General features: G+C 54.7%; 26 protein-coding genes and 1 pseudogene. 8 read left to right on the top strand and 19 right to left on the bottom strand.

The features are described 5' to 3' along the window. Positions 1 to 30 precede the first annotated feature (30 nt). Together SIB42_RS12335 and SIB42_RS12330 are read right to left on the bottom strand one after the other, a co-directional pair. Positions 31 to 1,764: a hypothetical protein gene (locus tag SIB42_RS12335; RefSeq protein ID WP_156485259.1), complete on the bottom strand. Its 1,734-nt coding sequence runs from the start codon at positions 1,762 to 1,764 to the stop codon at positions 31 to 33. A 153-nt stretch (positions 1,765 to 1,917) separates the two neighbouring features. After that, a pseudogene (locus tag SIB42_RS12330) lies at positions 1,918 to 2,082 on the bottom strand (carbamoyl-phosphate synthase); the annotation flags it as partial. A 38-nt stretch (positions 2,083 to 2,120) separates the two neighbouring features. Between SIB42_RS12330 and SIB42_RS12325 the strand changes: the two are divergent. Next, positions 2,121 to 2,273 carry a hypothetical protein gene (locus SIB42_RS12325; RefSeq protein ID WP_156485260.1) on the top strand — a complete coding sequence of 51 codons (153 nt, stop codon included), beginning with the start codon at positions 2,121 to 2,123 and terminating at the stop codon, positions 2,271 to 2,273. A gap of 321 nt (positions 2,274 to 2,594) precedes the next feature. Here the strand turns inward: SIB42_RS12325 and polA are convergent, their stop codons facing one another. Together polA and SIB42_RS12315 are read right to left on the bottom strand one after the other, a co-directional pair. Then, positions 2,595 to 5,609 carry a DNA polymerase I gene (polA, locus tag SIB42_RS12320; RefSeq protein WP_067097664.1) on the bottom strand — a complete coding sequence of 1,005 codons (3,015 nt, stop codon included), beginning with the start codon at positions 5,607 to 5,609 and terminating at the stop codon, positions 2,595 to 2,597. Positions 5,610 to 5,633: 24 nt separating this feature from the next. Continuing rightward, entirely contained in the window at positions 5,634 to 6,809 is a 1,176-nt protein-coding gene (locus SIB42_RS12315; RefSeq protein WP_067097667.1) for an efflux RND transporter periplasmic adaptor subunit, read from the bottom strand. 99 nt (positions 6,810 to 6,908) lie between these two features. Here SIB42_RS12315 and ychF point away from each other — a divergent pair, with 99 nt between their 5' ends. Beyond that, positions 6,909 to 8,000: a redox-regulated ATPase YchF gene (gene ychF, locus SIB42_RS12310; protein ID WP_067097670.1), complete on the top strand. Its 1,092-nt coding sequence runs from the start codon at positions 6,909 to 6,911 to the stop codon at positions 7,998 to 8,000. 54 nt (positions 8,001 to 8,054) lie between these two features. On the opposite strand, the gene SIB42_RS12305 is transcribed toward ychF, so the two are convergent. From SIB42_RS12305 to SIB42_RS12295, 3 genes are all read right to left on the bottom strand, one after another. Next, positions 8,055 to 10,175 (bottom strand): hypothetical protein, encoded by a 2,121-nt coding sequence (locus SIB42_RS12305; RefSeq protein WP_067097672.1) that lies wholly within the window; start codon positions 10,173 to 10,175, stop codon positions 8,055 to 8,057. Between the two features lie 958 nt (positions 10,176 to 11,133). Further along, on the bottom strand, positions 11,134 to 11,703 hold the full coding sequence (locus tag SIB42_RS12300; protein WP_067097678.1) for a peroxiredoxin: 570 nt from the start codon (positions 11,701 to 11,703) through the stop codon (positions 11,134 to 11,136). A 124-nt stretch (positions 11,704 to 11,827) separates the two neighbouring features. After that, on the bottom strand, positions 11,828 to 12,226 hold the full coding sequence (locus tag SIB42_RS12295; RefSeq protein WP_082825096.1) for a hypothetical protein: 399 nt from the start codon (positions 12,224 to 12,226) through the stop codon (positions 11,828 to 11,830). Positions 12,227 to 12,274: 48 nt separating this feature from the next. Between SIB42_RS12295 and SIB42_RS12290 the strand changes: the two genes are divergently transcribed. Next, a complete protein-coding gene (locus SIB42_RS12290) occupies positions 12,275 to 12,553 on the top strand; it encodes a SemiSWEET family sugar transporter (protein ID WP_369818472.1) in 279 nt (92 codons plus the stop codon). Here the strand turns inward: SIB42_RS12290 and SIB42_RS12285 are convergent. After that, positions 12,550 to 13,227 (bottom strand): Coq4 family protein, encoded by a 678-nt coding sequence (locus SIB42_RS12285; protein ID WP_197459924.1) that lies wholly within the window; start codon positions 13,225 to 13,227, stop codon positions 12,550 to 12,552. The genes SIB42_RS12290 and SIB42_RS12285 overlap by 4 nt on opposite strands. After that, entirely contained in the window at positions 13,193 to 14,395 is a 1,203-nt protein-coding gene (locus SIB42_RS12280) for an MFS transporter (RefSeq protein WP_156485267.1), read from the bottom strand. Before SIB42_RS12280 ends, SIB42_RS12285 begins: the two co-directional genes overlap by 35 nt. Before the next feature lie 101 nt (positions 14,396 to 14,496). On the opposite strand from SIB42_RS12280, the gene SIB42_RS12275 reads away from it, so the two are divergent. After that, positions 14,497 to 16,101, top strand: coding sequence for an alpha/beta hydrolase (locus tag SIB42_RS12275; RefSeq protein WP_231856480.1), 1,605 nt, complete (start codon positions 14,497 to 14,499; stop codon positions 16,099 to 16,101). Between the two features lie 31 nt (positions 16,102 to 16,132). Here the strand turns inward: SIB42_RS12275 and SIB42_RS12270 are convergent, their stop codons facing one another. The 9 genes from SIB42_RS12270 to SIB42_RS12230 all read right to left on the bottom strand — a co-directional run bounded on the left by SIB42_RS12270 (position 16,133) and on the right by SIB42_RS12230 (position 23,227). Next, the gene (locus tag SIB42_RS12270) at positions 16,133 to 17,152 is read right to left on the bottom strand and encodes an ABC transporter permease (RefSeq protein WP_067097686.1); all 1,020 of its coding nucleotides are present in this window, start codon (positions 17,150 to 17,152) and stop codon (positions 16,133 to 16,135) included. Beyond that, positions 17,152 to 18,807: an ABC transporter substrate-binding protein gene (locus SIB42_RS12265; RefSeq protein ID WP_082825097.1), complete on the bottom strand. Its 1,656-nt coding sequence runs from the start codon at positions 18,805 to 18,807 to the stop codon at positions 17,152 to 17,154. The genes SIB42_RS12270 and SIB42_RS12265 overlap by 1 nt, the downstream gene beginning before the upstream one ends. 16 nt (positions 18,808 to 18,823) lie before the next feature. Further along, a complete protein-coding gene (locus SIB42_RS12260; protein ID WP_067097689.1) occupies positions 18,824 to 19,066 on the bottom strand; it encodes a hypothetical protein in 243 nt (80 codons plus the stop codon). Positions 19,067 to 19,197: 131 nt separating this feature from the next. Next, positions 19,198 to 20,514: a homoserine dehydrogenase gene (locus SIB42_RS12255; protein ID WP_067097691.1), complete on the bottom strand. Its 1,317-nt coding sequence runs from the start codon at positions 20,512 to 20,514 to the stop codon at positions 19,198 to 19,200. A gap of 64 nt (positions 20,515 to 20,578) precedes the next feature. Continuing rightward, a complete protein-coding gene (locus SIB42_RS12250; protein WP_067097694.1) occupies positions 20,579 to 21,025 on the bottom strand; it encodes a SufE family protein in 447 nt (148 codons plus the stop codon). Between the two features lie 7 nt (positions 21,026 to 21,032). Beyond that, a complete protein-coding gene (locus tag SIB42_RS12245) occupies positions 21,033 to 21,470 on the bottom strand; it encodes a hypothetical protein (RefSeq protein ID WP_413328065.1) in 438 nt (145 codons plus the stop codon). Positions 21,471 to 21,599: 129 nt separating this feature from the next. Continuing rightward, entirely contained in the window at positions 21,600 to 22,199 is a 600-nt protein-coding gene (locus tag SIB42_RS12240; protein ID WP_067097700.1) for a 5-formyltetrahydrofolate cyclo-ligase, read from the bottom strand. Beyond that, the gene (locus tag SIB42_RS12235; protein WP_067097889.1) at positions 22,199 to 22,972 is read right to left on the bottom strand and encodes a class I SAM-dependent methyltransferase; all 774 of its coding nucleotides are present in this window, start codon (positions 22,970 to 22,972) and stop codon (positions 22,199 to 22,201) included. Before SIB42_RS12235 ends, SIB42_RS12240 begins: the two co-directional genes overlap by 1 nt. Before the next feature lie 66 nt (positions 22,973 to 23,038). After that, the gene (locus SIB42_RS12230) at positions 23,039 to 23,227 is read right to left on the bottom strand and encodes a hypothetical protein (protein ID WP_067097703.1); all 189 of its coding nucleotides are present in this window, start codon (positions 23,225 to 23,227) and stop codon (positions 23,039 to 23,041) included. Between the two features lie 856 nt (positions 23,228 to 24,083). Between SIB42_RS12230 and SIB42_RS12225 the strand changes: the two genes are divergently transcribed. The 4 genes from SIB42_RS12225 (at position 24,084) to SIB42_RS12210 (ending at position 25,775) form a co-directional block, all read left to right on the top strand. Continuing rightward, positions 24,084 to 24,230 (top strand): DUF2973 domain-containing protein, encoded by a 147-nt coding sequence (locus SIB42_RS12225; protein ID WP_115125485.1) that lies wholly within the window; start codon positions 24,084 to 24,086, stop codon positions 24,228 to 24,230. A 123-nt stretch (positions 24,231 to 24,353) separates the two neighbouring features. Then, complete coding sequence (locus tag SIB42_RS12220; protein WP_156485261.1) at positions 24,354 to 24,494, top strand: hypothetical protein; 141 nt, start codon at positions 24,354 to 24,356, stop codon at positions 24,492 to 24,494. Between the two features lie 542 nt (positions 24,495 to 25,036). Next, on the top strand, positions 25,037 to 25,216 hold the full coding sequence (locus SIB42_RS12215; protein WP_067097713.1) for a hypothetical protein: 180 nt from the start codon (positions 25,037 to 25,039) through the stop codon (positions 25,214 to 25,216). 169 nt (positions 25,217 to 25,385) lie between these two features. Beyond that, complete coding sequence (locus SIB42_RS12210; protein ID WP_067097716.1) at positions 25,386 to 25,775, top strand: lipopolysaccharide assembly protein LapA domain-containing protein; 390 nt, start codon at positions 25,386 to 25,388, stop codon at positions 25,773 to 25,775. Positions 25,776 to 26,128: 353 nt separating this feature from the next. Here the strand turns inward: SIB42_RS12210 and ruvC are convergent, their stop codons facing one another. Beyond that, the gene (gene ruvC, locus SIB42_RS12205; protein ID WP_067097718.1) at positions 26,129 to 26,593 is read right to left on the bottom strand and encodes a crossover junction endodeoxyribonuclease RuvC; all 465 of its coding nucleotides are present in this window, start codon (positions 26,591 to 26,593) and stop codon (positions 26,129 to 26,131) included. Positions 26,594 to 26,596 lie beyond the last annotated feature (3 nt).

Below are 26,596 nucleotides of genomic sequence, written 5' to 3'. Positions count from 1 at the left end.
TACTGATGATTTGAAAATTTTGTTTTGTTTCTAGTTGTCTCTGGGGCGAAGGCGTTGAGTCTCATTGCTCAGCCGATAGGTGATTTCGATGCGTCCTTCTGGTTTGTTGATGGTCAATGTTTTCGTCTTTGTTTCCCCAGGGCTGACAGATATGAATGGCCCTCTTCTGACTGAGTTGTTGTAGGTGCCTTGTGAGATTCGATCCAAGAAGGATGGCGCGGCTCCTTCGCCGTCAGGAATAGTGTAATAACGACCTTTAACTGTTGCTAGGAGGGGGCATCCAGATCCTGGTGTTGCATCCCTTTCACGCAAAGCAACATTGTTGTATAAAGCTGCAACACCTTGGCTGTCTACTCGTACTTGATCCCATTCGTCGTAGGTTACTTCGTCAACATAGAACCCATGGGTTCTACATCCCTCTCCTCTGGCTACGAATTTGGAATTGGTTGTGCTTAACCCTGAAGGCCTGCTGACAGTAATTTGTTTCGGATTAAATGTTTTTGTTTTTCTCTCGTGATAGACAGTGATTTCATAGTCTGTAAGTCTGACTGTTTTTTGAAGAGTTATTAATTGTCTTTGTGCGGCTGTTTCTGCTGTGGCCGGGTCGCATCCAGTCTGGGGAGTAAATGGGATTCTGCTTTGGTACCGAGTAAGAACTGTCGAATCATTATCACTTCTCAGTTGCCCATTGATTAGGCTAAATGAGCGAGGTCTGTTTCTGAATGAGAAGCAATTTTTGAGAGTGCCATAGCTATAGAGGTCTGTCCCGCTTCGGTTGCGTCTTGTCCCTGTGAAAATGCTAAAAGGTTTGCCGTCACTCGCTCTGTAGCGTGTGATTGTGACCTGAGAATTGTTCTGCTCTGCTTTCCAAAAGCGGCTTTGTTGGTCTCTCCACCAGCCATTGATATTTTCTCGGGCGCATGTTTCTCCAATATTGGCGCTAAATGGTGGTGCTGTTTGAGATCTACTTAATGTTCGATTGTTGCCTCCGAAATAATAAAGGTTATTGGTTCGACGTTGTAGTGAGTAACTTGTCCCCGATTGTTGACCACACTGTCTCAGTCTTCCCGCGCTGTTGCCGTCGTTATTGATTCTCCCTGCGAATTGCGTCACCGGTTTTCCGTCGTTCCCATCAACAAATTTTGTCAGTGTGATTTTGTTGCCTCTTTGTTTGCCTAGCCACCAGGTGCTACGACCTTGTGTTGTCCACCAGCCGTTCATGCTTGTGTCCTGAGGTTGAGCACATGCTGTACCGCGCTGCACGGTTGGTGCGTTATTCACTTTGCGAAGTTCTGTGTCACGCAGATCTCCGCTGGTCCATTGAATAGTGTTGTCGTTGTAAAGGCCGGTGCGTGTGCCACGGGAACTTGTGCATAGATTTCTCCAGTTCACCGTGATGTCATTACCATTAATGGTCCCACTAAATGTCTCGAAGGGAGTTCCATTATTTGTATAGATGGTTCCATTGATATTGCGTGAGCGCCGCCTTTGATAGATTCCGTAGAGATGGTCATTGTTTCCTCTCCACCATCCACCAATTTTGCCTTGTGTACTGTTACTAGGTGATTCGATTGTTGGCTTTTGGCTTGCTTTTGCTGGAATTGGGATCTCAACGAGTGAGATGCTTGCTGCCAGGCCGACCATGCCTGTGGTCCAATAAATCGCTTGAAGGTTGCGCATCGCTGGCTTGGGGGCAATTGCGTTCTTGTCCCATATCTTGATTCGCGTCTCTTTTTCTGACAACAATCCTGTTTCTTCTTTCACTACTCGCGGTAAAGGAGCCAACGCCTAAGCACGAAATTTCTGTGTGATAAACCGTGTTTGAAGGTGTTGCTGAAGCGGAGCTAATGCGCCTAGTGGAGCTTGCGGACTCGGTAAATCCCAGATGGGGAAACCTATTCCGGTTGTTTACGCAATGCGGTCGCTTTTGAGCCAGCGATAGCCAAGGCGTGATGAGGTGGAGATGGTGGTGCCAGCAACGATGGTGTTCATGATGCTGCTATCGCCCTCACGGTCAGGGAAGTTGACGTTGATCAGGGCATCAACGACCCACACGCTGTTGTCGCCTTGTTTGAGTTTAAGAGGTTTGATTTTTACTTCCTGCCGTTAATCGGCGGCAGGTGAAACCATCCGTATTCAGTGCAGAGATCAGCGATCTGCTTCCCACCTACGTAAACCAAGAGCAGTGTCTTGTTGCCGCTGTGGACCTTTACCGCCTGCATCCCAGCAGAAATTTCCGAGGTCCTATACGCACCTGCACGGACGCTGAATAACCCCCTCGTCCCCTTTCGTGCCTGCTGATCCAGGGGTGTGCCGTTCGCGATCTGTTCTGCTTCTTTCTCAGTGCGGTTGATGGTTGGTCACGGACATCGATGCCCGGCTGTCAACCCGCGCTGCTTCAGCCCCGACAGGAGATGAAACACAAGGAAGCTGTTGTTCTGTGGTTACACCCCATGAGTTGCTGCTGGACCATCGCTGAGGCTGCATGGTGGCCTTCAGTGACTTGGTGAGGAATCATGTGAGATTTACTGTGAGGTATCGATATGGGTTCAGGCAAGCTTTAAGTCAGTCACTGCAATTGATCAGAGCAAATCTCACTTTGCGTCCATCCAGTTGGCACCGAGGCCGGTTTCAGCCACCAAGGGCACGCTCAGTGTCACAGCATTTTCCATGGTGTTGACGACAAGCTTTTGAATCGACTCCAGAGCATCTGGATCCACTTCAAGCACCAGTTCATCGTGCACCTGAAGCAGTAGTCGTGCCGGTAGTCCCTGCTGTTCGATGGCAGCCTGCAGCTGAATCATGGCCAGTTTGATGATGTCGGCGCTGGATCCCTGAATCGGCGCGTTGGCCGCAGCTCGCAATTGCTGAGCCTCCATTCCACCGCGACGAGCGACATCCAAATCGATCTCCATCGGTTCCTTGCCCAGCAGGCGGCCAAGTCCGTTGCGATCGAAGTGGAAAGGGCGTCGCCTGCCCATGATCGTTTCCACATAACCGCGACTGAGGGCGAGTCGTTCCTGCAGTTCCAAAAAGGAGAAGACTTTGGGATACCGCTCGCGGTAACGCAGCAGAAAATCCTTGGCCTCTGCCTGGTTAACGCCTGTTTCCCGCGCGAAGCGTTGGGCACCCATTCCGTAGATCACGCCAAAGTTGATCGTTTTGCCCAGGCGTCGTTCGTCGCTATTCACCTCGGCCTTATCGAGCAGCAGCCTTGCTGTCAGAGCATGCACATCGTCTCCTTCTCGGTAGGCCTGTTGCAGCACCTCCTCGCCGGAGAGATGGGTGAGGATCCTCAACTCAATCTGGGAATAATCGGCGCTGAGTAGCGTCCAGTTCTCCTGGGGCAGGAAGGCCTTGCGGATGCGGCGGCTGTAGTCCGTGCGGACGGGAATGTTCTGGAGGTTGGGATTACTGCTGCTCAGTCGACCGGTGGCGGTGACCGCTTGATTGAAATCGGTGTGCACTCTGCCGGTTTCCGCTTCCACCAGTTGCGGAAGGGCATCCACATAAGTGCTCTTGAGCTTGCTCAGTACGCGGTGCTCGAGAACCAGCGGCACAACGGGGTGATCAGCCTCCAGTTTCTCCAGAACAGTGGCATCGGTGCTGTAGCCAGTCTTGGTTCTGCGGGATTTCTTGCGGTCGAGGCCGAGGGTGTTGAACAGCAGCTCGCCAAGTTGCTTGGGCGAGGCGAGGTTGAAGTCGGTTCCTGCTGCCTCTTTGGCCTCCTTCTCCAGCCGCTGCAAGATGTCACCCATTTCTGTTGACAGTGCACTGAGATAAGGCATGTCAATGCGGATGCCGGTTGCTTCCATCAAGGCCAGAACCGGTTCCAGCGGCAGTTCCACGTTGTCCAGAAGGCTGGGGAGACTTTCTCCTGTTGCCTGCAGCTGTTGGCGTAGATCGATGGCCAGTCGGCGAGTCAGATGGACGTCCATGCCGCAGTACAGCGCTGCCTGGTCAAGGTCCACTTCTGCGAAGCAACTTGCCTTGCCGTCCTTGGGCTTGCCCACCAGATCACTGAAAAGGGTGGGAGTGATTCCATACATCCGTGTTGCCATGGCATCCAGGCCGTGCTTGGCCGCGGCATCTCTCAGGTAATCGGCCAGCAGGGTGTCCATGGCCACGCCCGCCAACGGCAAGCCATGGCGCAAGAGGATCAGGCGGTCATATTTCGCGTTCTGCAGTGCCTTGGGGTGCTCAGGGCTGGCCAGCCAGGGAGCCATCTGTTCAAACACCGTCTCGAGTGGAAGCTGCACAAGTGGGCGGTCTGGTTCCAGCGTTGCTTCCGTCGCTGCACGATGACCCACAGGGATGTAAGCGAGATCGGCATCACCTGGACCCCAGCACACGCCGATGCCAACCAGCTGCGCTTTGAAGGGGTTGAGATCGGTGGTCTCTGTGTCGAGCGCAACCGGAGCCGTGGCATCTGTGCAGGACTGCAAACGTTGCATCAGGTCATGGAGTGCTGCGTCGCTGCAGATCAGCTGTGGCTTCAGATTCGGTTGGGATGAAGCAGTGGAGTCCTGGCTGAAAGCATCAGGGGCGTCCTGCTGCTGAGTTGCAGCATCCTTCGACCTGTCGGCTTGAGCGGAGTCCTTGGAAACCTTGGTCTCAAGCAGGTGGGCGTTCGCTGCCAGACCACCGGTGGAGAAGGTGGCGATGAAACCAGGAACCTGTCGCACCAGGCTGTTGAGCTCCAGGTCCTTGAGCTGAACTTCCAGACCATCGCCGTCCACGGGCCCAAGTTCGAGAATGGGCTCCTCAGGCAGGGGGATGTCGACCAGGATTTCGGCCAGTTGTCTTGATAGATAGGCGTTGTCCCGGTCGGCGCTGAGCTTGCCCTTCAGAGCACCTTTCACAGCACCTCTTCTGGCCTTGGGGCCTTCCGCCTCGACTTCGGCAAGCACCTTGTAGACGCCATCGAGGTCCACATTCTCTTTGAGCAGATTGATGGCGGTTTTCGGGCCAACTCCTTTCACTCCAGGGATGTTGTCCGAGCTGTCTCCAGTCAGCGCCTTCAGGTCCACCACCTTGTCGGGCATGACTCCGAGCTTGAATTGGACACCTGCCTCATCAATCAGGGTGGGTCCGCTGCTTTTGGCATAGGGGCCGCCACCCATGTACATCACTGCAATGTCCCGCTGGTCGTCCACCAGCTGAAACAGGTCGCGGTCGCCGCTGAGAATTCTCACCCTCCATCCCGAGGATGCCGCTCGGTTGGCCAGGGTTCCGAGCACGTCATCCGCTTCGAAGCCAGGCGCCAGACAGAGGGGCAGCTGTAGCTGATTGCGCAGTATTAACTGCAGTTGGTCAAGGTCCTGAAAGAACACATCCGGAGCTACATCCCGGTGAGCCTTGTAATTGGGATCAGCCTTGTGGCGGAAGGTGGGCTCGGCGGTGTCAAAGGCGATCGCCACACCCTGAGGTTTCAGCCCCTTGCAGTTATCCAGCAGGGCCTTGAGAAATCCATAGGTCACGCTGGTTGGACGTCCGTCCTTCGTGGCCAACCCACCTTCGCCGCCTTTGCTGAAGGCATAAAAACTGCGGAAGGCCAGGGAATGGCCATCCACCAGCAGCAGCAGCGGTTTCTCCTTGGTTTGTGGCATGGATGAAGGCAGGTTCTGGCTCGGTCAGTCGCGCTGTTTCGCCCAGGGCGGCAGGTCAATGAACACGCGTGTACCGGGCTGCACACCGGAGAGAATGGCACTCTTGTCGCCGCTGCTGGCACCGAGTTGCACAGGCTGGAATGTGGGCTCATCGTCTTTGCCGACCAGCAGAACGCCTGATTGCCCTTGCTCAGTCACGATTGCCACGGTTGGCACCAGTGTGCTGGGGGCGGTGCGTCCGGTCTGGAAGTTCACATCTGCGGTCATGCCGATGCGAAGGGTTGGTGGAGGATCGATGAGTGTGAGCTCCACCTCGAATGAGATCACGTTGTCGGTTTTGAGTGCACGCGGCGCGATGTCTCGCACCCTTGCCGGAAAAAGCTGATCAGGGAATGCATCCACGCGAACAGTGGCGTCCTGGCCAATACGAATGCGACCGATGTCGCTTTCAGGAACCTTGGCGGCCGCTTCCAGGCCTTCAGACAGCTCCACAAGTGATGAGCTGGTAGCGCCGGCATTGGTTGAAGCGGCTGTGGTTGGAGTCACAAATGATCCAGGTTCGGCGAAGCGTTCGGTAATGAGCCCGCTGAAAGGAGCGCGGATCAGCAGGTCATTGCCTTCAACGTTGCGTTGTTCAATGCGCTCGCGAGCAGCGTTCAGAGCTTCCTTGCTGCTGATGAAGGCCGCTCGGAAGCCATCCAGGTCTGATGCGCTGATCGCGCCGACATCTACCAGCTGCCGGTTGCGTAAGTATTCGGCCCGCTTGGCTTCATAGTCCGCCTTGGCCTGCCGTTCGAGTGCGGCAAATTCATCCATTCGGTCCTCGAGATCACCGGTGTCCATTCGGGCCAACACCTGACCTTTGGTCACAACATCGCCTTCATCGACGTAAAGCTCCTCCACAACTCCAGCCCGCTTCGGGCTCACGTTCACCCTTCGTATCGCTTCCAGCTCGCCACTGGCCGTAATCACGCCAGGCAGAGATCCTCGCTCCGCCGCCACGGTGAACTCACTCAGCTGACGCGAACGATCGGATCCGGGACCTTGGCTCCAGATCACACCACCTGCTGTCAACAGAACAGCGGCTGCGCCTGCGCCGATCAAGCGACGTCGCCTGCGTTTCAGACCACTCAGGCGGCTCAATGTACGCAGGGCTTCGGGTGTGGCCCCAGTTGGGGACTGGCTTTTTTGGCTGCCCATGGCCCCTTCAACATCTTTCGTAACCATTCTCGCCCGTGAATGGCCCAATCGTGTTCCGAAGGATGGTGGCAAAGACGCACCTGCCGATAGATTTCCGCCATGCTCAAAGCCGGAATCGTTGGATTACCCAATGTGGGTAAATCCACTCTCTTCAATGCCCTAGTGGCCAATGCCCAGGCCCAGGCAGCCAATTTCCCGTTCTGCACCATCGAACCGAATGTTGGCACCGTTTCCGTTCCGGATGGGCGGTTGGAGCAGCTGACGGATCTGAGCAAAAGCGCCGACACCATTCCCACACGGATGGAGTTTGTCGATATCGCCGGCCTGGTCAAGGGAGCGAGTCAGGGTGAAGGACTCGGCAACAAGTTCCTGGCCAATATTCGTGAAGTGGACGCCATTGTTCATGTCGTTCGTTGCTTCGAGGATGACGATGTCATCCATGTGTCCGGTTCTGTTGGACCGGTTCGCGATGCCGAGGTGATCAACCTTGAACTCGGACTTTCAGATCTGGCGCAGATTGAAAAACGTCGCGAGCGCCTGAAGAAGCAGATGCGAACAAGCAAGGAGGCGCAGACAGAGGATGCGGCGCTCGAGCGGATTCAGGCTGTGCTCGAGGAAGGTGGTGCTGCGCGCAGCGTTGAGCTCAGCGATGAAGAAGCGCTGATGATCAAACCACTGGGACTTCTAACGGCCAAGCCAATCATTTACGCCACCAATGTGAGCGAAGACGATCTCGCAGTAGGCAATGGTTTCTGCGAGGAGGTGGTGGCTCTTTCAGCGAAGGAGGGTGCTGAAACCGTGCGCATCTCTGCTCAGGTTGAAGCGGAACTGGTTGAGCTTGGCGAAGACGAACGAAAGGATTATCTCGATGGACTTGGAGTCAGTGAAGGTGGCCTGAAAAGTCTGATTCGTGCCACTTACCGTTTATTAGGATTGCGCACCTATTTCACGACCGGTGAAAAGGAAACACGTGCCTGGACATTCAAGGCTGGGATGACTGCCCCCCAAGCGGCAGGAGTGATCCATACCGATTTCGAACGAGGATTTATTCGTGCTCAGACCATCGGTTGTGAGAAATTGCTGGAGGCAGGATCGCTGGTAGAAGCCCGCAACAAAGGTTGGCTACGCAGTGAGGGTAAGGATTATGAAGTGAAAGAAGGTGATGTAATGGAGTTCCTTTTCAATGTATGAGTTCGATGTGCATCAATGGATTAGTCAATTGCATGCATGAATTAGGAGTAGACATTAATTCTTGTTTTTTCTTAAAATAAATATGATGGATCTGGTTGTATCTGAAATTGCTTTTTTGAGTCTGAATGTAGAAGTGAAAAATCGATTCTTGATCCTCGCAAGAGGTAGGCTGCTGTATTCTGAAAGACTTAGCCGACGTGAATAAAGAAAAACGATTCTTGTTGTCATCAAAGCGGGTAAAAACAGTAAATATCCAATTAAGGATGTATTACTAAGCGCTAGTTTTTGCCAGGCTCTTGAACCTGATGCCCTTTCCCCGTTGACAATAGGAAAAAATCTACTTCTGTTTAGGTGTTTATAGTGAAAATGAAGTGGTTCTGCGATTATTGTGTCTGAGCCGCGAAATGCCTCTTTTATTGTCTCGACCTCTTTGAATAGTGATCGCCATTGCTTCTTGGGATTCTCAAGCCAATAATCCATGAGCTTGATGGTCGTCAGACGTAGGGCATATTCATTAGATGGAAGGCTTTTGTGGATAGACTCTGAAAACCTTTGTATTGACATATTCATTTCTTTCCGGAGCTTTAGTTCGCCAGTTAGCTCATATCGACAGTTTGGATGATCTGAGCGGTACGATCTTATGGAATCGGATGGATCGCAGCTCATTAAGACTTCAATTAGTTGGGTTTTTTCGACAAGTCTTGAAATTTGATTGCTGATGTAGTCACCATTCTGTGAATCACTTCCATAAAATAGTGCCTCATTCCTCGAGGGGATTGCTCTTAAATTACGACGATCTTTAAGGCCAAGATAAAGAAAAATCACCTCATCGGTATTAATCGCATTCTTGAACAAACCCATGATCATTGATTGACAATTTTGCCTCCATCCAAAGTCGACGATCGTTTTTCTTGATCTTGTTAACAGTCCAATTTCTTGGAAATATTTAACTGCTGAGTCTTGTTCTCGAGCTGCAAGCTCGTTGAGTTCGCTTCTGATCACTGGCTCTTCAAGACATTCCCAAAACATGTTCCACTTACTTTCTTCGTCGAGTTTATTCTCTAAGTTTATTGATTCAAGGTTTTTTGTTCGCATGAATTTAAGGTATCGGGTTCGATCGATACCTGTTTTTCTTAGGATTTCTTTTATCTTGAGGCCGTTAAGGGCCTCTTGTAGGTCTTCAAGGTTTAGACTTGTGTTACCTTTCCTGATTGTCGATAGAACTAGTGCTTGTCTCGATGTGGCAAAATAGCGCAGCTTTAGATTAATAGACTTAAGCTTAATCAGTCTTTCTAAGATGACCATCAGCCCAAGGCAGTCTCTTGAGCAAAGATAAATTTCTCGAGATTTGTTTCTTACTGACTTAAGTATGACCCACTCAGCAAAAAGCCATAAAGCCGGCCCAGAGAAATTATTGGTAACATCGTCATAAACACTTTTTATTGGCTTCTTTTGGGATCCAATCCGTTGAGTTCGGATATGGCCAATTAGTCTTGATGCCAAAAGCTCGGAAATTATGGATGTTGATTTGAATATTGCTTGCTCTTGCCTTGAAAGATTGCAAGTCTTTATGTGTTTTGGCTTGATAGATAGATAGCGAGCTTGTGCAATATCTGACCAACTATTGTCACCATGATGGGTCAACTCATGTGGCCTCAGATTTAAATCATGGAGCACTCTTTTAAATAATCTTCCATTCGACTTGCTTTCTTGTGGGTAAGAGCTTGATACGTAGAGGATGTCATTTTCGCAGAAAAAAGAGTGCTTTATTAGAGCATCTTTGATAAATTCATGGGGCAGATACATATCCGATATGAATACGACTCTTCCATATTTCTCCCTTGCAAGTATTACTAATTCTTTTGTTTTGCTGCACGGGCGTAGGCTTTCTTGTTCTATTTGTAACTCGCTAGCGATGTAGTTCGTGGATTGTATAAATGGTAGTGCCTTCTCTACCTGCTTATAAATTTCAATCAGGCTTGGCTCGCCTCCTCGCTTTGCTTCGCTAGCTAGTGATTGGGCTTGGTGCCTGGTGTCTGAAAAGATTTCAATCCAGCCCTCGCCTAATTGGCGTTCAAGTTCGCTTGAATTATTAACAGCAACTTGTCTGAAGACATCTTTGGGGTATACGTAGTTTCTGGTCAGGCATGTGTCGTAAACATCAAAAGACCACATGGCGGCTCTGCTTTAACCTCTTGTAAAAAAAAAACTGCCACTCTGTGCTCAGTTTAAAGTTGCTTCTGTCGTCGATTCTTGCATGAGTTTTGCTTGAAGCAGCTGTTAATACGATTTCTATACTTGGGGGATGTACGCCTCAAGGTTTGCGGCCTCCCAGCTGTCAAGGCTGAGAACAAGCCACCGACACATGGTTCTGCGAAAATTGAAAGAACCACAGTGGCTCTGACGACAAGTCTTCAGCGTTGACAGGTGCGCCCTCGCCCCTTCTGCATCAGCGGTGGTCCTCTTAATCAGGACTATCCGTCAACAATTCTTCCGCCAACGCACTGGCTAGAAATTGACCAGAGCCCTCCAGCGGCCTTCAGTAAATCGCTGTTACCCCGGAAAACGTGCCGCTTTTGAGCTGATGTCCAATTCCAAAGTGCAGGCCCTAGTCCAGCAAACAGCACTCGGTTGCTGTCTTGTGGAAGCGGTAAACGTCGATAGGGGTTCCAGAGTTCTGTGTTCTTGAAAAAAATTGAAATGCCTGTGGAGCTGTGGTCGTCTTGCTGAAAAGACCACCAGGGATCCTTGCCTCGCTTTGGTTTTCCAGATTGAAAAACACCGAGTCTTTTGTCGTTTTGTATTAACTCACCTTTGAGTGATCCGGTTGTTCGTTCAGTCAGTCGAATCCTCACTGCAGAACTCTCTTCGCTGGTCAACTCACAGACAAGAGGCAAGGGAATGGCTGTTGCCGGTGTAGCAGCCGAGAGAAAGCAAGAGATCAGAATCTTGCTGACGAGGTCGCCTCTGTTCATGTTTTGTCTCGAACCCCTTTGATGCCCGCCATTGATGGAGTTGTAGGTGTTTGTTCATCATGAGCGCTTGATTGTCTCCTGAAGCAAAAAAGGCCTTTCTTTGATCAACAGGCCTTTGCTTTTAACGTCGCACCGGGTGAGAGCCATTTGTAATTCAGTTAGCCGATGAACGAATGCGGCTTGGCAATTCCTGATGATGTGCCTCCTTTCAGAAATGCGATCATTGTGTCGGCATCAGAGGATTGGAAAGGATCTGTTGGACAGTTGTCTGCGAATTCAGGCTCGACAAACATTTTTTCAATGACCATATTGTTCACGAGCATCGAATAACGCCAGGAACGCATTCCAAAGCCAAGGTTTGACTTCTCGACGAGCATTCCCATCTTTCTGGTGAACTCACCGTTGCCATCAGGAAGCATGAAAATGTTCTTGGTTCCAAGGTGCTTGCTCCATTGGAACATCACAAATGCATCGTTCACCGAAAGGCAGATGATTTGATCAACGCCGTGGCTTTTGAATTCGTCAAAGAGTTCGTCGTAGCGGGGAAGATGGTTGGATGAGCAAGTTGGCGTGAACGCTCCAGGAAGTGCAAAAAGGACAACTTTTTTGCCCCCAAAAATGTCTTTGCTGGTCAGCTCCTGCCACCGGAATGGATTGTCTCCAGCGATGGATTCGTCTCTGACCCGTGTTTGAAATGTGGCGTCAGGAACGTGGGTGGGGTTTGACATGTTTGGGCGCAGTCGGTTTGGCAACTTCCCTAACGGTTTAACCATTCCCGTTTGCCCTGGGATGAGTATTTGTTCTTAGGCCGTCAAGGCTGAAGGCGTGGTCTTCTGCAGTGTTTCAGCAGGTTCAGATAGCGTCGATTGCCTTCATGGCGGGAATGAACTGTGGACTGTTCTGATCAAAGTCATTGCAGCTTTTGTTCATCGCTTCACTGGTCAGAGCGACAACGCGAATGGCTTGAGGCGACTGCAGCCATTCAGCTTGTTGCTCCAACCCTTTGTTTTTGATCCAGGTTTTCAGGATGTTCTGGGCTCTGTCTCGGCTGTAGCCGGCGTGCATGATTTTGCATTCTGCAAAAGCAGCCATGGCTGCCATGGCATGACGCGTTTCTGTTTCGTTGGCCTGAACCGGTGCCTGCAGCGCTCCCAGAAGTGCGCTGAGCATCAAGGCTGAGCGCCAGCCCAGTTGCCAGCTGCGTGAATAGCTCCGCAGGAACCCAGCGCTGGCGTTGACACCGATTGCCATGACTGCAGCAAGACTGGCGGCAGTTTATGGAGTGCTTCCGCTCCAGTGATGTTCACTATGGATGTGGATGCAATCGGTTACGTGGCCGCGGCGCTGACCACCTTGAGCTTTTTCCCGCAGGCCATCAAGACGTTGCGCACCGATGACACGCGCTCCATTTCCCTGTCGATGTATTGCATGTTCACCGCCGGCGTTGCCATCTGGGCAGCGTTTGGTCTGCTCAGTGGGAATGGGCCTGTGATCCTTGCCAATGGACTCACCTTGATCCCCGCATTGTTCGTGTTGCAGAAGAAAATTCGCCACCACCTCAACAAAGGTGAGCGCTAATACTCAGCCCCAAACTGTTCTCCTACAGCGGCTTTGACTCCTAGCTCTTCGCGCCAGAGATGGAGTGGTTTTTCCCAGCCTTCCTCCCAGCGCTGCAGCACAAGAGGCGTCGCCTCCAGGCCAATGCGACAGCCTACGGCGATCGCTCGGCTGATCTTTTCAAACTCATCCGGCTGGAAGCGAAATGCGCGGAACCCAGCCAGCGTGTTCAACAACACATAGGCAGGAAAGCCGATCTGGGTTGCGGTGATTGATAGCACTCCCGACTCACCAGCCGTTTCGGTGTTGAATCCACCTATCACGTGATGCAGATCGTGGGTTGAGGCGATTCGCTGCGTCAGCCAGAACGCTTCAGTGCTGGTGTCTCTTGGTCGGAAAAAATCAGCGTCGTAGTTGAGTCGGCGGATCATTCCCGCGTAAGCCCGACCCAGCGTTCCCTCCGGCAGCTTTTCCAAAGCAGGGATATCAGGCTGGAAGGGCGGATAGCGCTGCTCCACCATCTCTTTGCCACCGGGCAGAGCCTTGAAGCGTTGGAGGCAGACCTCCATTGCTTCGCTGTCGATGAAGTTGTCGACTAGGTCGCCGACGCTGTTGAGGCCACCATTGGTTTTGGCCAGTTCTCGCAGAACCGACAGGTTTCTAACGGAGCGAAGCAACTCGCGGGCTCGGGACATCCTCGTCGTTCTCCAGTGGGGTTCCATCCAGACCTGCTGTATAGCGAGGTCGCACGGTTTTGAGCAGCGGCATCACAGCCAGGCAGACGACAGCCATCAGCAACCAGAGCTGCACACCATGTCCTTGCTGGTCAAGCAAGGTTCCGGCCAGCAAGGGTGCACCGGTGGCACTGATGGCGAAACATTGGGAGAACAGCGCCATGGACAGGCCCCTGTGTTTCAGAGGGGTCTCTTCCACCATGGCTTCGGCGGCACTGGGAAGGAACGCCGCTTCTCCAAAGGCCAAGGGCAGCATGGCCAGTGAGATCAGAAGCATGCCGCCGCTCCAGAGTGCTGAGCTCGCTAAGAGCAGGCAGCCGATCACAAAGCCAACCAGTCCCATCCCTAGCCCAAAGCGGAGGCTGCGCGTGGCCACCCAGTTGCCCACGGGCCACTGCAGAACAACCAATAGAGCGAGTTGCAGCGCGATCAGGGCACCGCTGCCTGCTTCACTCACTGCTGGCCGCGAAAGACCTCCACGCACCAGATCCAGAGGCAGGGCGCTTTGCCTCAGTGCAATCATTCCTGTGGCAACAATGCTGATGGCCAGCACCGGCAGTAGAGGCGTCAACCAGCGCCATCCTTCGGCCGAAGGGGTCTTGGCCGTGGAGTGTTCTTGATCGACGTCGTCGAGACGCAACAGAGCGGCGCGCCCATCTGGCAGAGGTCGCCAGTTCAGCACCAACAGCATCACCACAACGGCCGCCGCTTCCACCAGATAAACAGCACGGATCAGTCCGAGAGCTGTGACAACCGCGCCGATCAGTGCGCCCAAGGCAACACCCAGTGCATCAGCGCTGCGAGCCAGTGCATAGCCCCGGCTGGACTTGAAGCCAGCACAGCTGAGCGGCACCGCAAGCTCAATCGCCGGGAAATAAAGCCCTGCTGCTAGACCGATCAGCAGTTGTCCGGTGAGGTAACCACCAAAACCTTGCGCTTGCAGCAGGATGAAATCGGCGATGAAGGCAAGCACTGCCGCAGCACGCACCGGCCAGGAGCAGCAAAGGCCCCGATCCAGCAAGACACCACTCAGCAGACGGGCAGCCGTTCCAATCAGGGCGGCAGCCGCTAGGCCCTGACCAACCTGAGTCGCCGTGAAGCTGGCCTGGTGGAACACGATAGGCGTCATGTAGATGACGCCGCCGGCTCCCAGCGAAGCCAGGAGCCTGATTGAAGCCACTTCCTGCAAAGGTGCGGGAAACTGGTTCCACCAATGAACTGGCCTAGGCCTTGCGAAGACGCTCAACAGGACAACGGTTTGCCGTAGGACTGGTGTGCAGTCTGATGCTCGGTGCCCTGTCACCGCGACCTGCTCGTACAGCCTCCGAGTTGGTCGTTCGTCTGGATGGGATGGATCTGCCCTTATCGATCAACGATCTGGGGGGATGGCTGCGTGGTGAAGAACGCGGCTCCTCGGAGCTGAGTGTTTGGCTGAATTTGCTCGAGGAAGAAAGCCGTCAGGGAGTGATTGATCTGCTCAAGGCTCCGCTGATCAATGACCGCAGCATGGCCCGGCAGATTCTTAACAGCTGGGCAGGCCGGCGTTTGCTTGATCAGGTCAGTGATCTGGTGATGGTTGACGACGATGCGACAGGCCAAACCGTTCAGGTGACACTCGAGTCACTCCTCGACAAGCGCGCACAGGTCACGACTCTCGATCTGCTTGAGGCCCTGCCAGCGAAGCGTATCCGCCTCGATCTCGATGCCCTGCTCCCAGTTGCCAGCAGCTGGCGGCGTCAGTTGCAACGGCAGCAGGCTCTGGTCAAAACCCTCAACCAACTCCCGGTGTCGTCGATTACTCAGAGGGCGGATCCCGCTGATCAGTCTGAGAGTGCTTCTGATCGCACGCTTCAGCGATTGACATTGCCGGTGGAGCATCGGGCTCAGCCGCTGCAGATTCAGCTCTGGCGACCGCTGACTGCAGACGGTCGCGAGCGCAGTCATTGGCTCGTGCTGATGCCAGGCCTGGGGGGTAGCCCGGATCATTTCCGCTGGCTGGGACGGGCCCTCAGTCGGCAGGGATGGCCGGTTCTTTTGCTTGAACATCCAGGCAGTGATGCGATTGCCGTGCAGGCCCTTTTGGAGGGGCGGCTTCCGCCGCCAGATGCTGAGGTGTTGCCCGATCGCCTGAGAGATCTGGATGCGGTTCTGGCTGCACACCAGAGAGGTTTTTTCAAGCTTCCTGGCACCCGACTGGTGCTGGGTGGACATTCTCTTGGAGCACTCACGGCTCTGCTCGCAGCAGGTGCTGGGCCGGAGCCGGGCCTTGGTCGACGTTGCGGCCAGGATCTGGATGACCTTCCAATTAGCAACCTGTCGCGACTTCTTCAGTGTCAGATCGAGGAGGTGCCTCTGCCCGCCGTGCGTCCGCCCAAGCAGCTGGCTGCTGTGGTTGGTCTGAACAGTTTCGGCAGCCTGCTCTGGCCTCAAAAGATTCCCCTGCCGCGGGACGTTGCTGTCTTTCTGAGCGGCGGAACGCTGGATCTGATTACCCCTCCGCTGAGTGAGCAGTTGGGCCTGCTCAGGTCATTGCCCGCCAATCCTGCAACCCGTGCTGTGTTGGTTGAAGGGGCCAGCCACTTCTCCCCTGTGCGCGTGGAGGGGCAAAGCGGTGGTGGTCAGGGTGAGGATGTCTTCCAACTCGGCGAAGAGCTGGTTGGGGTTCAGCCGCTGCGGGTTCAGGCTCAGCTGGAGAGAGAAATCGTGCGCTTTCTTCTTGATCTAGAGCTTGATCGTGTGCCCGGGATCGTGCAGGGCGGTGTTGAACACCTGCAGGTGGGGGATCTGCATGTGCACCGTCTGAATCAGAGCGGTGCAGAGCGTTTCCTGGATTGAAGCTCCCTGGAGATGGCCTCAACGATGCAGTTCAGTACCGGACTCTTGGATCCAGAACGGCGACGAGAAGATCCACAGCCACGCTGACGATCACTACTAAAGCGGCGATCACCACCACAATGCCCTGCACCACTGGGTAGTCGCGCTGGTTGATGCTTTCCTGCAGGCGTAGTGCAATGCCCGGCCAGGAAAAGGTCACCTCAATCAGCAATGCACCGCCAATCAACGAGGCGACGGTGATTCCGGCAATCGTCAGCACTGGCAGAAGTGCATTAGGCAGTGCATGCCGAAGAATCACTTGGGTTTCGCTCAGTCCCCTGCTTCGGGCTGCCTCCACATAATCCGAGCGAAGACTGCGATTCAGATTCAGGCGCAGGGCATTGGTGAAGACCCCGCTCAAGAGCAATCCGAGTGTGCATGCCGGCAGCACCAAGTGGCGCAGAGCACCCTGCAGTGCAGCCCAGTTACCGCTGATCACACTGTCGGCAATCAGAAAACCGCTGCCATCAGGCGCAATCATGCCTGGGGGGAAACGACCTCCAACAGGCATCCAGCCCAGGGTGACGGCAAACAGAAGCTGGGCCAGCATGGCAACCCAGAAGGGAGGTAAGGCGTAGGTGCCGATGCCGTAAAAGCGTCCTGCCAGATCAATCTTCCCCTCGGATCGGGCAATCGCTGTGAAACCAACCGCCAGTCCGCTCACCGCTGCCAGCAGCAGGGCGGTCACGCTCAATTCCAGGCTTGCCGGAAGCGCCTCTCGGATGATTTGACTGACCGGCTCTTGATTGATCAGCGCCTGGCCGAGGTCGCCATGCAGCAGCCCGCCGAGAAAATCCAGGTATTGCTGCCCCAGTGATTGATCCAACCCCAAACGCGCCCTGAGTGCGGCTTTGGCTGCTTCCGGAGCGCGGCTGCCGAGCACTGCATCCACTGGGTCGCCAGGAGCAACCCGCAGCAAAAGAAACACCAGGGTTGCGATCAGCCAGAGCATCACAGGAGCTAGGGCCAGCCGCGTCCCCGTGTAGCGAAGCAGCTCTCGACTGCGTCCCATCAGCGCTGCTCCTGCAATCGGGCCAGCACCACCTGACCATTGCCATCGAACTCCGGAGTGGCCAGGTCGGTACTGCTCCAGGCCCTGGGCGTGACGAGCCAGACCGGAATGTAGGCGGCGCCTTCAGCGGCCATCTGCTCCACGCTCTCCAGATCACGCTGTCGTGCATCACCGCGGCTGCGGTCCGACTGCTGCAATGTTGTTTCCAGGCCTGGCGCTGTCCAGAAACTTCCGCTGATGGCGGCTTCCCCTCGCGTGCAAATGGATCCCTGCGATTCCTTGCAGCTGAGCAGAGGTGCCAGGTAGGCCTCTGGGTCTGGATAGGCGCCTCGCCAGTCGAGCATCACGGCCTGGAAAGCTCCCTCGCCCAGCTGTCGATACACAGTCGTTGATTCCACGCCGTCGAGTTTGAGCGACAGACAATCGGCCAGGTCGCGTTGGATTTGGGCTTGCCAGGTGAGTGCCATCAGACGGTCTGCGGGCACATTCGACCGGTAGGTGAATGGCAGATTGAAGACCTTTCCATTGCAGTACCCCGCCTGAATGAACAGGTCTCTTGCACGGGCGGCATCGTGCCTTGGCCAGGGCTTGAGATTTCCTCCCGGCAGTCCCGGCGGAACCAACGAAAAAAGCGGAGGGCGCAATCCGTGGCTGACTCTCTTGTTGATCAGGTCTCGATCGAGGCTCAGTGCCAGGGCCTGTCGCAGGACTGGATTCTGAAGGGGTGGTGTGTTGCTGAGCAGCGTGATGTAACCAATCACCAGGGCAGGACCCTGCCCTTCACGCAAACGCCCCTCAGCGGCCATGCGATTCAGAGCCAGGCGCTGATCCTCGTCGATGGAGTCAGAGAGCAGAACATCCACTTCGCCGCTGCGCATCGCGCCGAACAGGGCGGTGGAATTGCTGAGGTAAATCAGATCCAGCCCTGCGTTGCTGGGCGAGGCTCCCCAGTACTGCTTAAAGGGCTCCAAGCGTTGCTGCACAGCTCGGAAGTTGGTCAGTTTGTAAGCGCCCGTTCCGATGAAGCGGTCGTTGAGAAAACGATCCCGATGATCCTGATAAGCCAGGGGGGATACAGGGGTCAGGTTGGTGGCGGTGAGGAGATTCTCAAGCGAGCTGGAGGGGCGGCTCAAACGCAGTCGTAATTGATAGGTCTGGGGGGCTTCAACTGCGGTGATGCGATCACCGACCACGTAGCTGAGCGTGCCGATCTCCAGAAAACGACGCAGGCTGAAGGCCATCGCTTCCGCATCAAAGCGAGTGCCGTCATGGAAGAGCACGTCCTCACGCAGCGGGATCGTCACGGTGCGGCCCTCATCGCTGATCTCCGGCAGCGCTGACGCCAGAGACGGGGTCAGTTCCCCATCCGCTGTTCTCTTGTAGAGCGTGTCTCCGAGAGCGCTGAGCAGTTGCAGAGCTCCGAACGTGCTGGCCTGAGCAGGGTCCAGAGAAGTGATGCGGCCTGCACTAGCCACTGTGATTCGATCACTGCGTCTGCCTGGCTGACACGCGATCAGACTGATGCAGACAGTCAGGACTGTGCTGAGTGAAAAGGCTGTGCTGAGTGGCTGCAGCTGTTTGCAGCGTCGTTTCGGCGAGGCCAGGCGTGACTGTCTGGGTTGATCGATCACGTCACTGAGCTCAGACGCAGCCATTCAAAGGCCCCAAGTCTTAATCGGAACCAGAGGGCGACGTGATCTGGTCGAGAGGGACCTCGAAGACCGGGGAGCCCTGGGGTTTCAGGGGCCACTGTCGGACCCAGCAGCGGTCGTGGTCGCCATCAATGCCGATGACCTGAAACAGACCGGCATCACTCCGCAATGTGATGCAGTCCCCCTGATGGAGCCTCATGACGGATCGGGATTCCGACTTATTGCAGCGTTGCCCCTGAAGAACAGAGAGATCGTTCGGCATGAACGTTTTGCAGCATGAATCCGCGAATGCGAACCGAAGCTGTGATGGTTCTTACAACTCTGCCTCATCCGGGGGTGCGTTCGCCAGGGGATGCAAAGACCTGCTGATCTGCGAATGGCCTCCAGATGGACTCAGAAGCAGCCGAAATGGGCCGCCAGAGAGCGAACTCCAGGTAGAGAAGTAATGGCCTGCAGGGCGTTTTGCATCGCTCCGTTGCCCACTTCGTGAGTGATCACAACGATTTCAGCGCCCTCGTCGCAGGCATCGAATTGGACGATGGATTGGATCGACACGCCCTGTTCTCCAAAGCAGCTGCCAATCCTGCCGATCACGCCGGGGGCATCTTCCGTGTTGAAACGAACGTAGTTGCGCTGTCGGATCCGGCTGGAATCCACCAGGTGGCAGGAGCGCCAGCTGCTGGCGGCGAGCAGGGGATCAAGGCCACCATCACTGCTGTTGAGCTGTCGGATGCCGGCAATATTGAGGATGTCGGCAACCACTGCGGAGGCTGTTGGTCCAGACCCGGCACCGGGTCCATAAAACATCACCCGGCCGATTGGGTCGCCTTCCACAAGGATGGCGTTGTTGACGCCACTCACGCCGGCAAGGGGGTGATCCTTTGGTACCAGCGTGGGCTGGACACGAACGCCCAAAGGCAGGGATCCCATGGGATCCCCATCACTTTCCAGGCGTTCGGCAACAGCAAGCAGTTTCACGCCGTATCCCAGTTGCGTCGCGTAATCCACGTCCCGCCCCTGCAGATTGCTGATGCCGGTTGTCGGAACGGCGCTGCGTTCGATCGGCCCGCCAAAAGCCAGGCCGGCAAGGATCGCGATCTTGTCTGCGGCGTCATGTCCGTCGACATCAGCGGCTGGATCCGCTTCCGCATAGCCCAGTTCCTGGGCCTCCTTGAGAACGGCGTGATAATCAGCCCCTTCATCGGCCATCCGACTAAGGATGTAGTTGGTGGTGCCGTTGATGATGCCGCTCACCCGCTCGATGCGATTGCTCCCGAGCGACTGCTTGAGCGGTTCGATGATCGGAATGCCGCCGCCAACGGCCGCTTCGATCAACACGTAGACACCCGCTGCTGCTGCTGCTGCTGCGATTTCCTCACCGTGTCTTGCAATCACAGCCTTGTTGGCAGTGACCACGGATTTTCCGGCCGAAATTGCTCGCATAATCAGGGTGCGAGCCGGCTCAATGCCGCCGATTACCTCGACAACCACATGCACGTTCGGGTCGTCCACTACCTCATTGGGATCCGTGGTGAGGCGATCGGTGGGGATTGCGACGGGGCGGCTGCGCTGTAGATCACGCACCGCCACCCTCGCCAGCTCAAGATCGGCGATCAGAGGATGGCGACCTTCCGGACTGTTCAGGATGCTTGCCACGCCTGCGCCGACGGTGCCGAGGCCAAGCAGGCCGATGCCGATCCTTGTCGCCATGGAGCGGGTCCATTAGTTGCGCTGAGGGGTCGACTTTAGGCAGCGGTCGGTCCGCCGGTTCTGTTCAATCCGATTCGTTCAGGGCACTGGCCTGCTGTTGCATCATCCGCAGGATGTTGAGGAAGCCGTTGGCGCGGGATGGAGTGAGGCTGGCTTGAAGGCCTGTAGCGGCGATAAAACCTGGATCAACGGCGATGACCTGTGCTGGGGTGAGGTCGCCGAGTCCTTTGATCAGCAGCGCCAGCAGCCCCTTGGTGATCAGGGCATCGGAATCTCCCTGCCACTGCAGGCGTCCATTCACAAGTTCCGATGCAATAAACACTTGGGATACACACCCTTTGACCTTGCGCTCTTCTGTTTGCAGCTCGGGGGGCATGGAAGGCAGCTTTTTGGCAAGCCAGAGCACATATTCGTAGCGCTTGCGCGGATCTGATGTGCTGTTAAGTCTCTCGGTGAGTTGATCTAGAGCCTGGCTGCCGTAGCGAGTGGTGGAGCTGCCTGATTCAGCCATGGCAGTGTCAGCGTTGACGGAGGCTGCGCACCCTAACCATCAGGCCCACCACGCCGACCAGGGCTGGTGCTATGGCCCAGTCCAGACCTCTGTGATGACGAGGGTTCATCACGACCTCATTCAGGTTGACCCGTCCCTTTTGCAGAGGAAGGGTGAGGTAGTCACGGTGGCCAGGTCCTCCATCTACCTGCAGGTCTACGAGGCCATCTCCTAGGTCTGGAAGCGTCATTTGCAGCCTGCCTCCCGCATCGATGCGTCCGAGTTCCTCACCAGGTGTTCCATCGGCCTTCAGGATCCTCACCACTGCCCCTTCCACGGGTTCTCCGGTTGAGAAGCTGCTGGTGAGTTCGAGTTGTCCGTCGAGATAGCGGAGACTGCTTTCCACTCCATGGGCTTCAGCCTGCAGGGGCTGGGTGAGAGCCAGTCCCAGTACTGTGATAGCCATCAGTGCAAAACGGGATGGAATTGCCATGGCGCACCTGTGATTGAGGAACCCATCGTGCGGGAGATTGCGGCACTCAACCAGTCCTGATTTAGGCGGATCTGAATCTCTTCAAGCCAGGTCTCCTTGGACTCAAGGCAACGTCTGATGGAAACCGTTTTCGCTCAACCAGCCCTGGAACGGCTGGTCCCAGGGGTCTGAAGGCAGTGCCTGAACACTCACGCAGGCGCTGGGGAGCACAACGAGTGCAGGGATTCCGCTCCAGCGTTCCAGGCAGCGAAGGCGGTCGTAGTAGCCACCGCCGTAGCCGAGTCGAATGCCCTTCCGATCCACAGCCAGAGCTGGCACCAGCAACAGAGAAATCTGTTCAGCACTCAGGGCTGGTTGGTCCAAAGGAGCCGGGATCCCGCAGCCGTCCTTCTTCAGCGGGGCTGCGCTCCAGGTTCGATAGGTCATGTTGCCGTGTCCATCAGCGGCAGGCAGCGCTGTGCTCAGGCCGAGTTCGTTGACAAGCTCAAGACGCAGAGGTGTCAGGTCCACTTCTCCAGGCAGTGGCCAATAAAGCCCGACTGAATGGCGCAAGTCATCGTCTCGGTGGCGCCGCCTGAGTTCCTGTCTGGCCTGATCTCTGATCCTGGCCTGCAAGGTTGGTTCAGCTTCGAGCGCCAGGAACCTGCGTGTTCTGAACACCTGTCGAAGATTGGCCTTACTTGCTTCATCAAACGCCTGCATCAGGGCAAGAACCCCCAGCGACCCATCAGCGGTAAATGCAGTGTCAGTTGGTCTGAATCCTTGGGCCAGACCTGCTTCAGCTCATGAGACAGATTGTTGATCAAGAACCGGGCCTGGTCATTGTCATCAACCTGCTGGCTTGCATTTCTGAGAGCTGACCAGGTGCTGATGAAGCCAAGAAGATCGTTCTGCGTCCAGTGCTCGGTGATCTTCAACCCCTGGGGCAGCGGTTGATCGCAGCCAGGGAACTTCAGATCGGCATAGCAGGCGTCGACATGGATCCGTTCAGGCGGCCAGAACGGATTGAGTCGCTCGTGATAGAGGCTGTTCAGCCAGGCTTGTAACTCCTCTGGTGCGTCTCGGATGGGTTCATAGCCCAGCCAGACCAGGAGCCCCCCCGGTCGCAGCACACGACGGACTTCGCGATTGAACTGCTCCACATCCAGCCAGTGAATCGCGGCAGCAATCAGCACGGCATCAACGCTGTTGCTGCTCAAATGAGATTGTTCAGCTGCTCCCTGTCGGTAGCTAATTCGGGGGTGTTGATCTGCTGCCGCAATCTGCTCGGGACTGAGGTCTGTGGCTTCAACACGGTCGAACCAGCGGCTCAGCCCGATGGAGGCTTGGCCACTACCGCAGGCTGCATCCCAACAACAATCCAGTGCTCTTGCCTGGTCGGCCATCCAGGCGAAGAAGGCCTTCGGGTAGCGGGGCCTGCAGCGCGCGTAGTCAATCGCCACAGAATCAAACCAGCCTTTATGGGTCGTTGGCATCAGCAGCGTTTCAGGATCTGGTGGTTCTGAACCCTTTTGCACTGGAGCTGCATCAAGCCTTGATGTTCAGTTGTCTTGAAAGGTGCATTCCAGCAGTGCAGCCGTTAGTAGTGTCTTCATCTCCTGCAGATTGTTTTGCTCGCCAGGGTCCCCGCCTGACCATCGATCGAGCTGATGACTCACTGCACCAAGAAGCAGTCGCAGCCCAGCGGCATTGAGGGTGAGATCGATTGTGCTTTCGGTTCGGTCCGTCACAGCCCCACCAAGCGTTGCAACCCATCTAATTCTGCACCCTCTCCAGAATCTCTTCTCCCGTCACGAGCAGAGATCTCGGACCCATGGTCTTTGTGTTGGCGGAGTTGTCACCTTGCTCGAATCTGTTGCTGATGTCTCGTTCTGAACTGTTGGTTCAGCTGCTGAACAGGACCTGTCTTTGTCGTCAGTCAAGGAGACCAGTGACGACACATTGTTGGCAGAAAAGGTGAGTGATGCTCTGTTCTTTCCTTCCTGAATCACATTGGAACCATCAGAATCAGACTGGCTTATCAACAGTTCATGCCCCATGTGCTCTGACGTCCTGATCAGTGTTTAGCTGCTTCAGCTTTTGCCTGACTTCGTTGAAGAGTGAATTGATGCCGGGGATCAGGAGCAGCTGCTTCACCAGGAAGGTCTGTTGTGAACAGATTGAGGGCATTACTTCTCGCAGCCTGGGCCTCTCAAGAGCCTGCGGCTTCCATGTCGCCTCTGTTTCAGTGACTGATCTGCGGGCAGTCAATCGAGCGCTCTAAACGCTCTTACTGGAAGCGAAAAGGGCACTTGCTCTGCCCCACTTGCCTACACCGGATTGACAGCGGTGACGGCCATCCAGTTGATGCGTCAACGTTGCCTCCAAGCCATCGCCAATGATCAGAAGCTGTGCTGTTTCTTGAGCTGAATCAAAAGACAGCTCACCGTGTCATTTGCATGACGGCCCTGAAAACATTGCTGCCAAGGCTGGAAGCCTGGTTTCACTAGTGTTGCGTCATGCACCTGTAAGTCAGTGTTTCCAGCTATTAATGCGCTTGCCTACACAGCATTTCTCGCCTTCGTGGTGGTTCAGGCTGTTCGATTGATGCGTCTATCTTTCAAATCAAAAGATCGAACCGGGCTCAAAACTACCCATCCGGAACTTTTCGATCAGAACGGCAGTGTGACCAAGGAAAAATTACTTGTTGTCCGTTTTGATCGACCAAAGCCTGTGCTCCCTTCAGAGCTGTAGTGCCAGGCGACTGTCTCAAGAATCTTTTGATTCAGGCTGCGATCCAGTCGACGATTCTGATCTCCCCTTACTGCTGATGCTGACGATCTGACCTGGACGCTTCGACTTCGGCATAATGAAGCCATGATCAAGATCATCTGGCTGCTTGCAACGGTTTATTTTATGAGCCGACTGGTGAAAAAGCTCTTGTCTTCTATGCAAGAGATCAAGAGAGAAGAGGATTTCGATGCAGGAGATGCAGTTGTGGATGTGGAAGCTGAGTGAAGGCCCAGGTGGCCCTTCATTGATGGCATCCACTCACTGCCATCTGATGGTGCAGCGATAACGGATGTTACAACCAGCGGTTCCAATCTCTTCGCAGGATGTGTCTGTCACGTTTGCTCCCTGAGGAACTTTCGACATGAGTCGATTGATCGATATCTCTTGATCAACACTTCTGCAGTGGATGATTGATTGTTCGCGAAAGCATTCGTTCCTAGAAGAATTGAAACTACGTAAATAGGGATGAGTAATTTCATGCCTGTTTTGGCTGGCTGATCGAAAGCTAGCAAGTCGTTCCATGGATCAATATCACACTTATTTTTCAAGAATGAATGTCGCTTTGTCTCTCGTTGATCAGCTCTTTGCTGTTGTCCTTTTCTCAACGTGTCTCTTGGTCATGGACTCTCCTTCTCAAGCTTCTCAGCCTTGCCTTTTGATGTTGGGTTGAACAGAACGCTCCGGTTTTTTGTTTTTTCTTAGGGCGCAGCTTCCACGGCTGAGGGGTTGCACTCGCCAGATTCCCCTCAGCAAAAGGCGTGGTTGCCATGTCGACTTCTGAGATTCCCCTGACCATCGAACAGCAGTTCCGCGTCGAACGTGCCTGTCGCAAGATCGATGAGTGCAATGACGTGGAGGCTCTCAAGCAACTTTCGAAAGCGCTCATTGTCACAGCGGCCAGGGAGAGAGCTTTCTCGAGAGTCGTGATGGATCGGCTCAAGGAATGACGCCACCCGATCCATAAGAGCTCCGCCTTGAGTGGGTGATGGATGGTCCAACCCTTCCTCGTTTCGTTAACGACCTTGTCGCTGCTTAACGAACTTCATCCTTTCAACTGCCTTTGGCTCCCAGCTCGCAACTGGTTACGTAGTTTTTGGTCCTCAAGCCACTCGGACTATGCGACAGATCAATTTCACTCTGATCTTCGTGTTCGGTTTGAGCATGGTGTTCTTCACGCTGGAAAACACGGCTGCAACCACCGTTCATGTGCTGCCGGGTCTGAAGTACACCACGCCCCTTGCAGCATTGCTGCTGTTGTCTGCGGGGATTGGCGCAACGTCCGCCTGGCTGTTTGCTGCATGGAGTGGAATGCTGAACAGCGTGGATCGCTTTAAGCAATCCACTGATTTCGATGCCCAGCAAGTGCGCATCCAGGAATTGGAAACCGATCTGAATCGGTACAGGGCAACAGTGGAAACGCAGTTGGGCTTGCTCCCTTCAGCAAGTTCTGAAGAAGGAGAAGCCATGGAAGAGGCTCCAGCGGTGCAGGTGTCCAGCTCAGACTGAGCGTTGCTCCATCTTCCAGAGGGCCAGCGACAGTTCCCAGGCCAGTATTAATGGCTAGCAAGCCATTGTTCTGATCTCGACCGACTGCCAACGTCTTGACGCTTTGAGCCCACCCTGAGTGAATTATTTAAAACTCATCGCCAGGAATGATTTCTTCTTGCCTGTTTCTCCACAGTTTGGCAAAGTTATCAACAGCAACTTGTGTAAAAGTGCTAATCATTCAGTCTACTCTCATCAAGCTTTCATAAAGTTTTAATTGATGATTAGGCTGTCTTGCCATCAGCTATTCCTATAGAGATGTTGATAAGTAATCCACCGCTTCATTGTGGCTGTTTGAGTGTGTATTGAGGTCTCTATCGTTGAAACCATCCCGTCAATGCAACGGCTAGCGCATCTGCAGCATCGTCGGGTCTTGGCGGTGACTCAAGGTTGAGCTCGCGCATCACGGCCTCAAGCACTTCATCTTTGTCAGCATGGCCATGGCCAGTGAGAGCCTGCTTGATCTGCATCGGCGGAAACTCGACGATCGGCAGTCCGAATCGGCTAAGGGTCATGATCACCACACCGCGTGCTTGAACTACGGCGATGGTGTTGCTGGATCGGTAAAAGAAAAACTTTTCAACGGATGCCAATTCCGGGCGCCAAGCCCTGATCAGTTGACGCAAGTCTCGGGCAATCTCCACCATCCGCGTGCCTTCTGAATGGCCTGGATCGGTGCGGATGATGCCGCAATCGAGCATGGTCTGCTGACCGTCAGAGGTGTCAATCACCCCGTAACCAACACGGGCGAGACCGGGGTCGATACCGAGAATGCGCACGCT

It is taken from the genome of Synechococcus sp. MIT S9508, assembly GCF_047303045.1.
Taxonomy (GTDB): Bacteria; Cyanobacteriota; Cyanobacteriia; order PCC-6307; family Cyanobiaceae; genus Synechococcus_C.
This window is presented reverse-complemented; position numbering and strand designations above follow the sequence as displayed.

Coding starts and splice junctions, on each gene's coding strand:
- SIB42_RS12235 (WP_067097889.1), bottom strand. CDS start 22,972: ATGCCAACGACCCATAAAGGCTGGTTTGATTCTGTGGCGATTGACTAC.
- SIB42_RS12215 (WP_067097713.1), top strand. CDS start 25,037: ATGTCGACTTCTGAGATTCCCCTGACCATCGAACAGCAGTTCCGCGTC.
- SIB42_RS12240 (WP_067097700.1), bottom strand. CDS start 22,199: ATGCAGGCGTTTGATGAAGCAAGTAAGGCCAATCTTCGACAGGTGTTC.
- SIB42_RS12245 (WP_413328065.1), bottom strand. CDS start 21,470: ATGGCTATCACAGTACTGGGACTGGCTCTCACCCAGCCCCTGCAGGCT.
- SIB42_RS12260 (WP_067097689.1), bottom strand. CDS start 19,066: ATGCCGAACGATCTCTCTGTTCTTCAGGGGCAACGCTGCAATAAGTCG.
- SIB42_RS12285 (WP_197459924.1), bottom strand. CDS start 13,227: ATGTCCCGAGCCCGCGAGTTGCTTCGCTCCGTTAGAAACCTGTCGGTT.
- SIB42_RS12265 (WP_082825097.1), bottom strand. CDS start 18,807: ATGGCTGCGTCTGAGCTCAGTGACGTGATCGATCAACCCAGACAGTCA.
- SIB42_RS12255 (WP_067097691.1), bottom strand. CDS start 20,514: ATGGCGACAAGGATCGGCATCGGCCTGCTTGGCCTCGGCACCGTCGGC.
- SIB42_RS12250 (WP_067097694.1), bottom strand. CDS start 21,025: ATGGCTGAATCAGGCAGCTCCACCACTCGCTACGGCAGCCAGGCTCTA.
- SIB42_RS12300 (WP_067097678.1), bottom strand. CDS start 11,703: ATGTCAAACCCCACCCACGTTCCTGACGCCACATTTCAAACACGGGTC.
- SIB42_RS12270 (WP_067097686.1), bottom strand. CDS start 17,152: ATGGGACGCAGTCGAGAGCTGCTTCGCTACACGGGGACGCGGCTGGCC.
- SIB42_RS12290 (WP_369818472.1), top strand. CDS start 12,275: ATGTTCACTATGGATGTGGATGCAATCGGTTACGTGGCCGCGGCGCTG.
- SIB42_RS12295 (WP_082825096.1), bottom strand. CDS start 12,226: ATGGCAATCGGTGTCAACGCCAGCGCTGGGTTCCTGCGGAGCTATTCA.
- ychF (WP_067097670.1), top strand. CDS start 6,909: ATGCTCAAAGCCGGAATCGTTGGATTACCCAATGTGGGTAAATCCACT.
- SIB42_RS12225 (WP_115125485.1), top strand. CDS start 24,084: ATGCGTCTATCTTTCAAATCAAAAGATCGAACCGGGCTCAAAACTACC.
- SIB42_RS12210 (WP_067097716.1), top strand. CDS start 25,386: ATGCGACAGATCAATTTCACTCTGATCTTCGTGTTCGGTTTGAGCATG.
- SIB42_RS12280 (WP_156485267.1), bottom strand. CDS start 14,395: ATGACGCCTATCGTGTTCCACCAGGCCAGCTTCACGGCGACTCAGGTT.
- SIB42_RS12305 (WP_067097672.1), bottom strand. CDS start 10,175: ATGTGGTCTTTTGATGTTTACGACACATGCCTGACCAGAAACTACGTA.
- polA (WP_067097664.1), bottom strand. CDS start 5,609: ATGCCACAAACCAAGGAGAAACCGCTGCTGCTGCTGGTGGATGGCCAT.
- SIB42_RS12315 (WP_067097667.1), bottom strand. CDS start 6,809: ATGGGCAGCCAAAAAAGCCAGTCCCCAACTGGGGCCACACCCGAAGCC.
- SIB42_RS12220 (WP_156485261.1), top strand. CDS start 24,354: ATGATCAAGATCATCTGGCTGCTTGCAACGGTTTATTTTATGAGCCGA.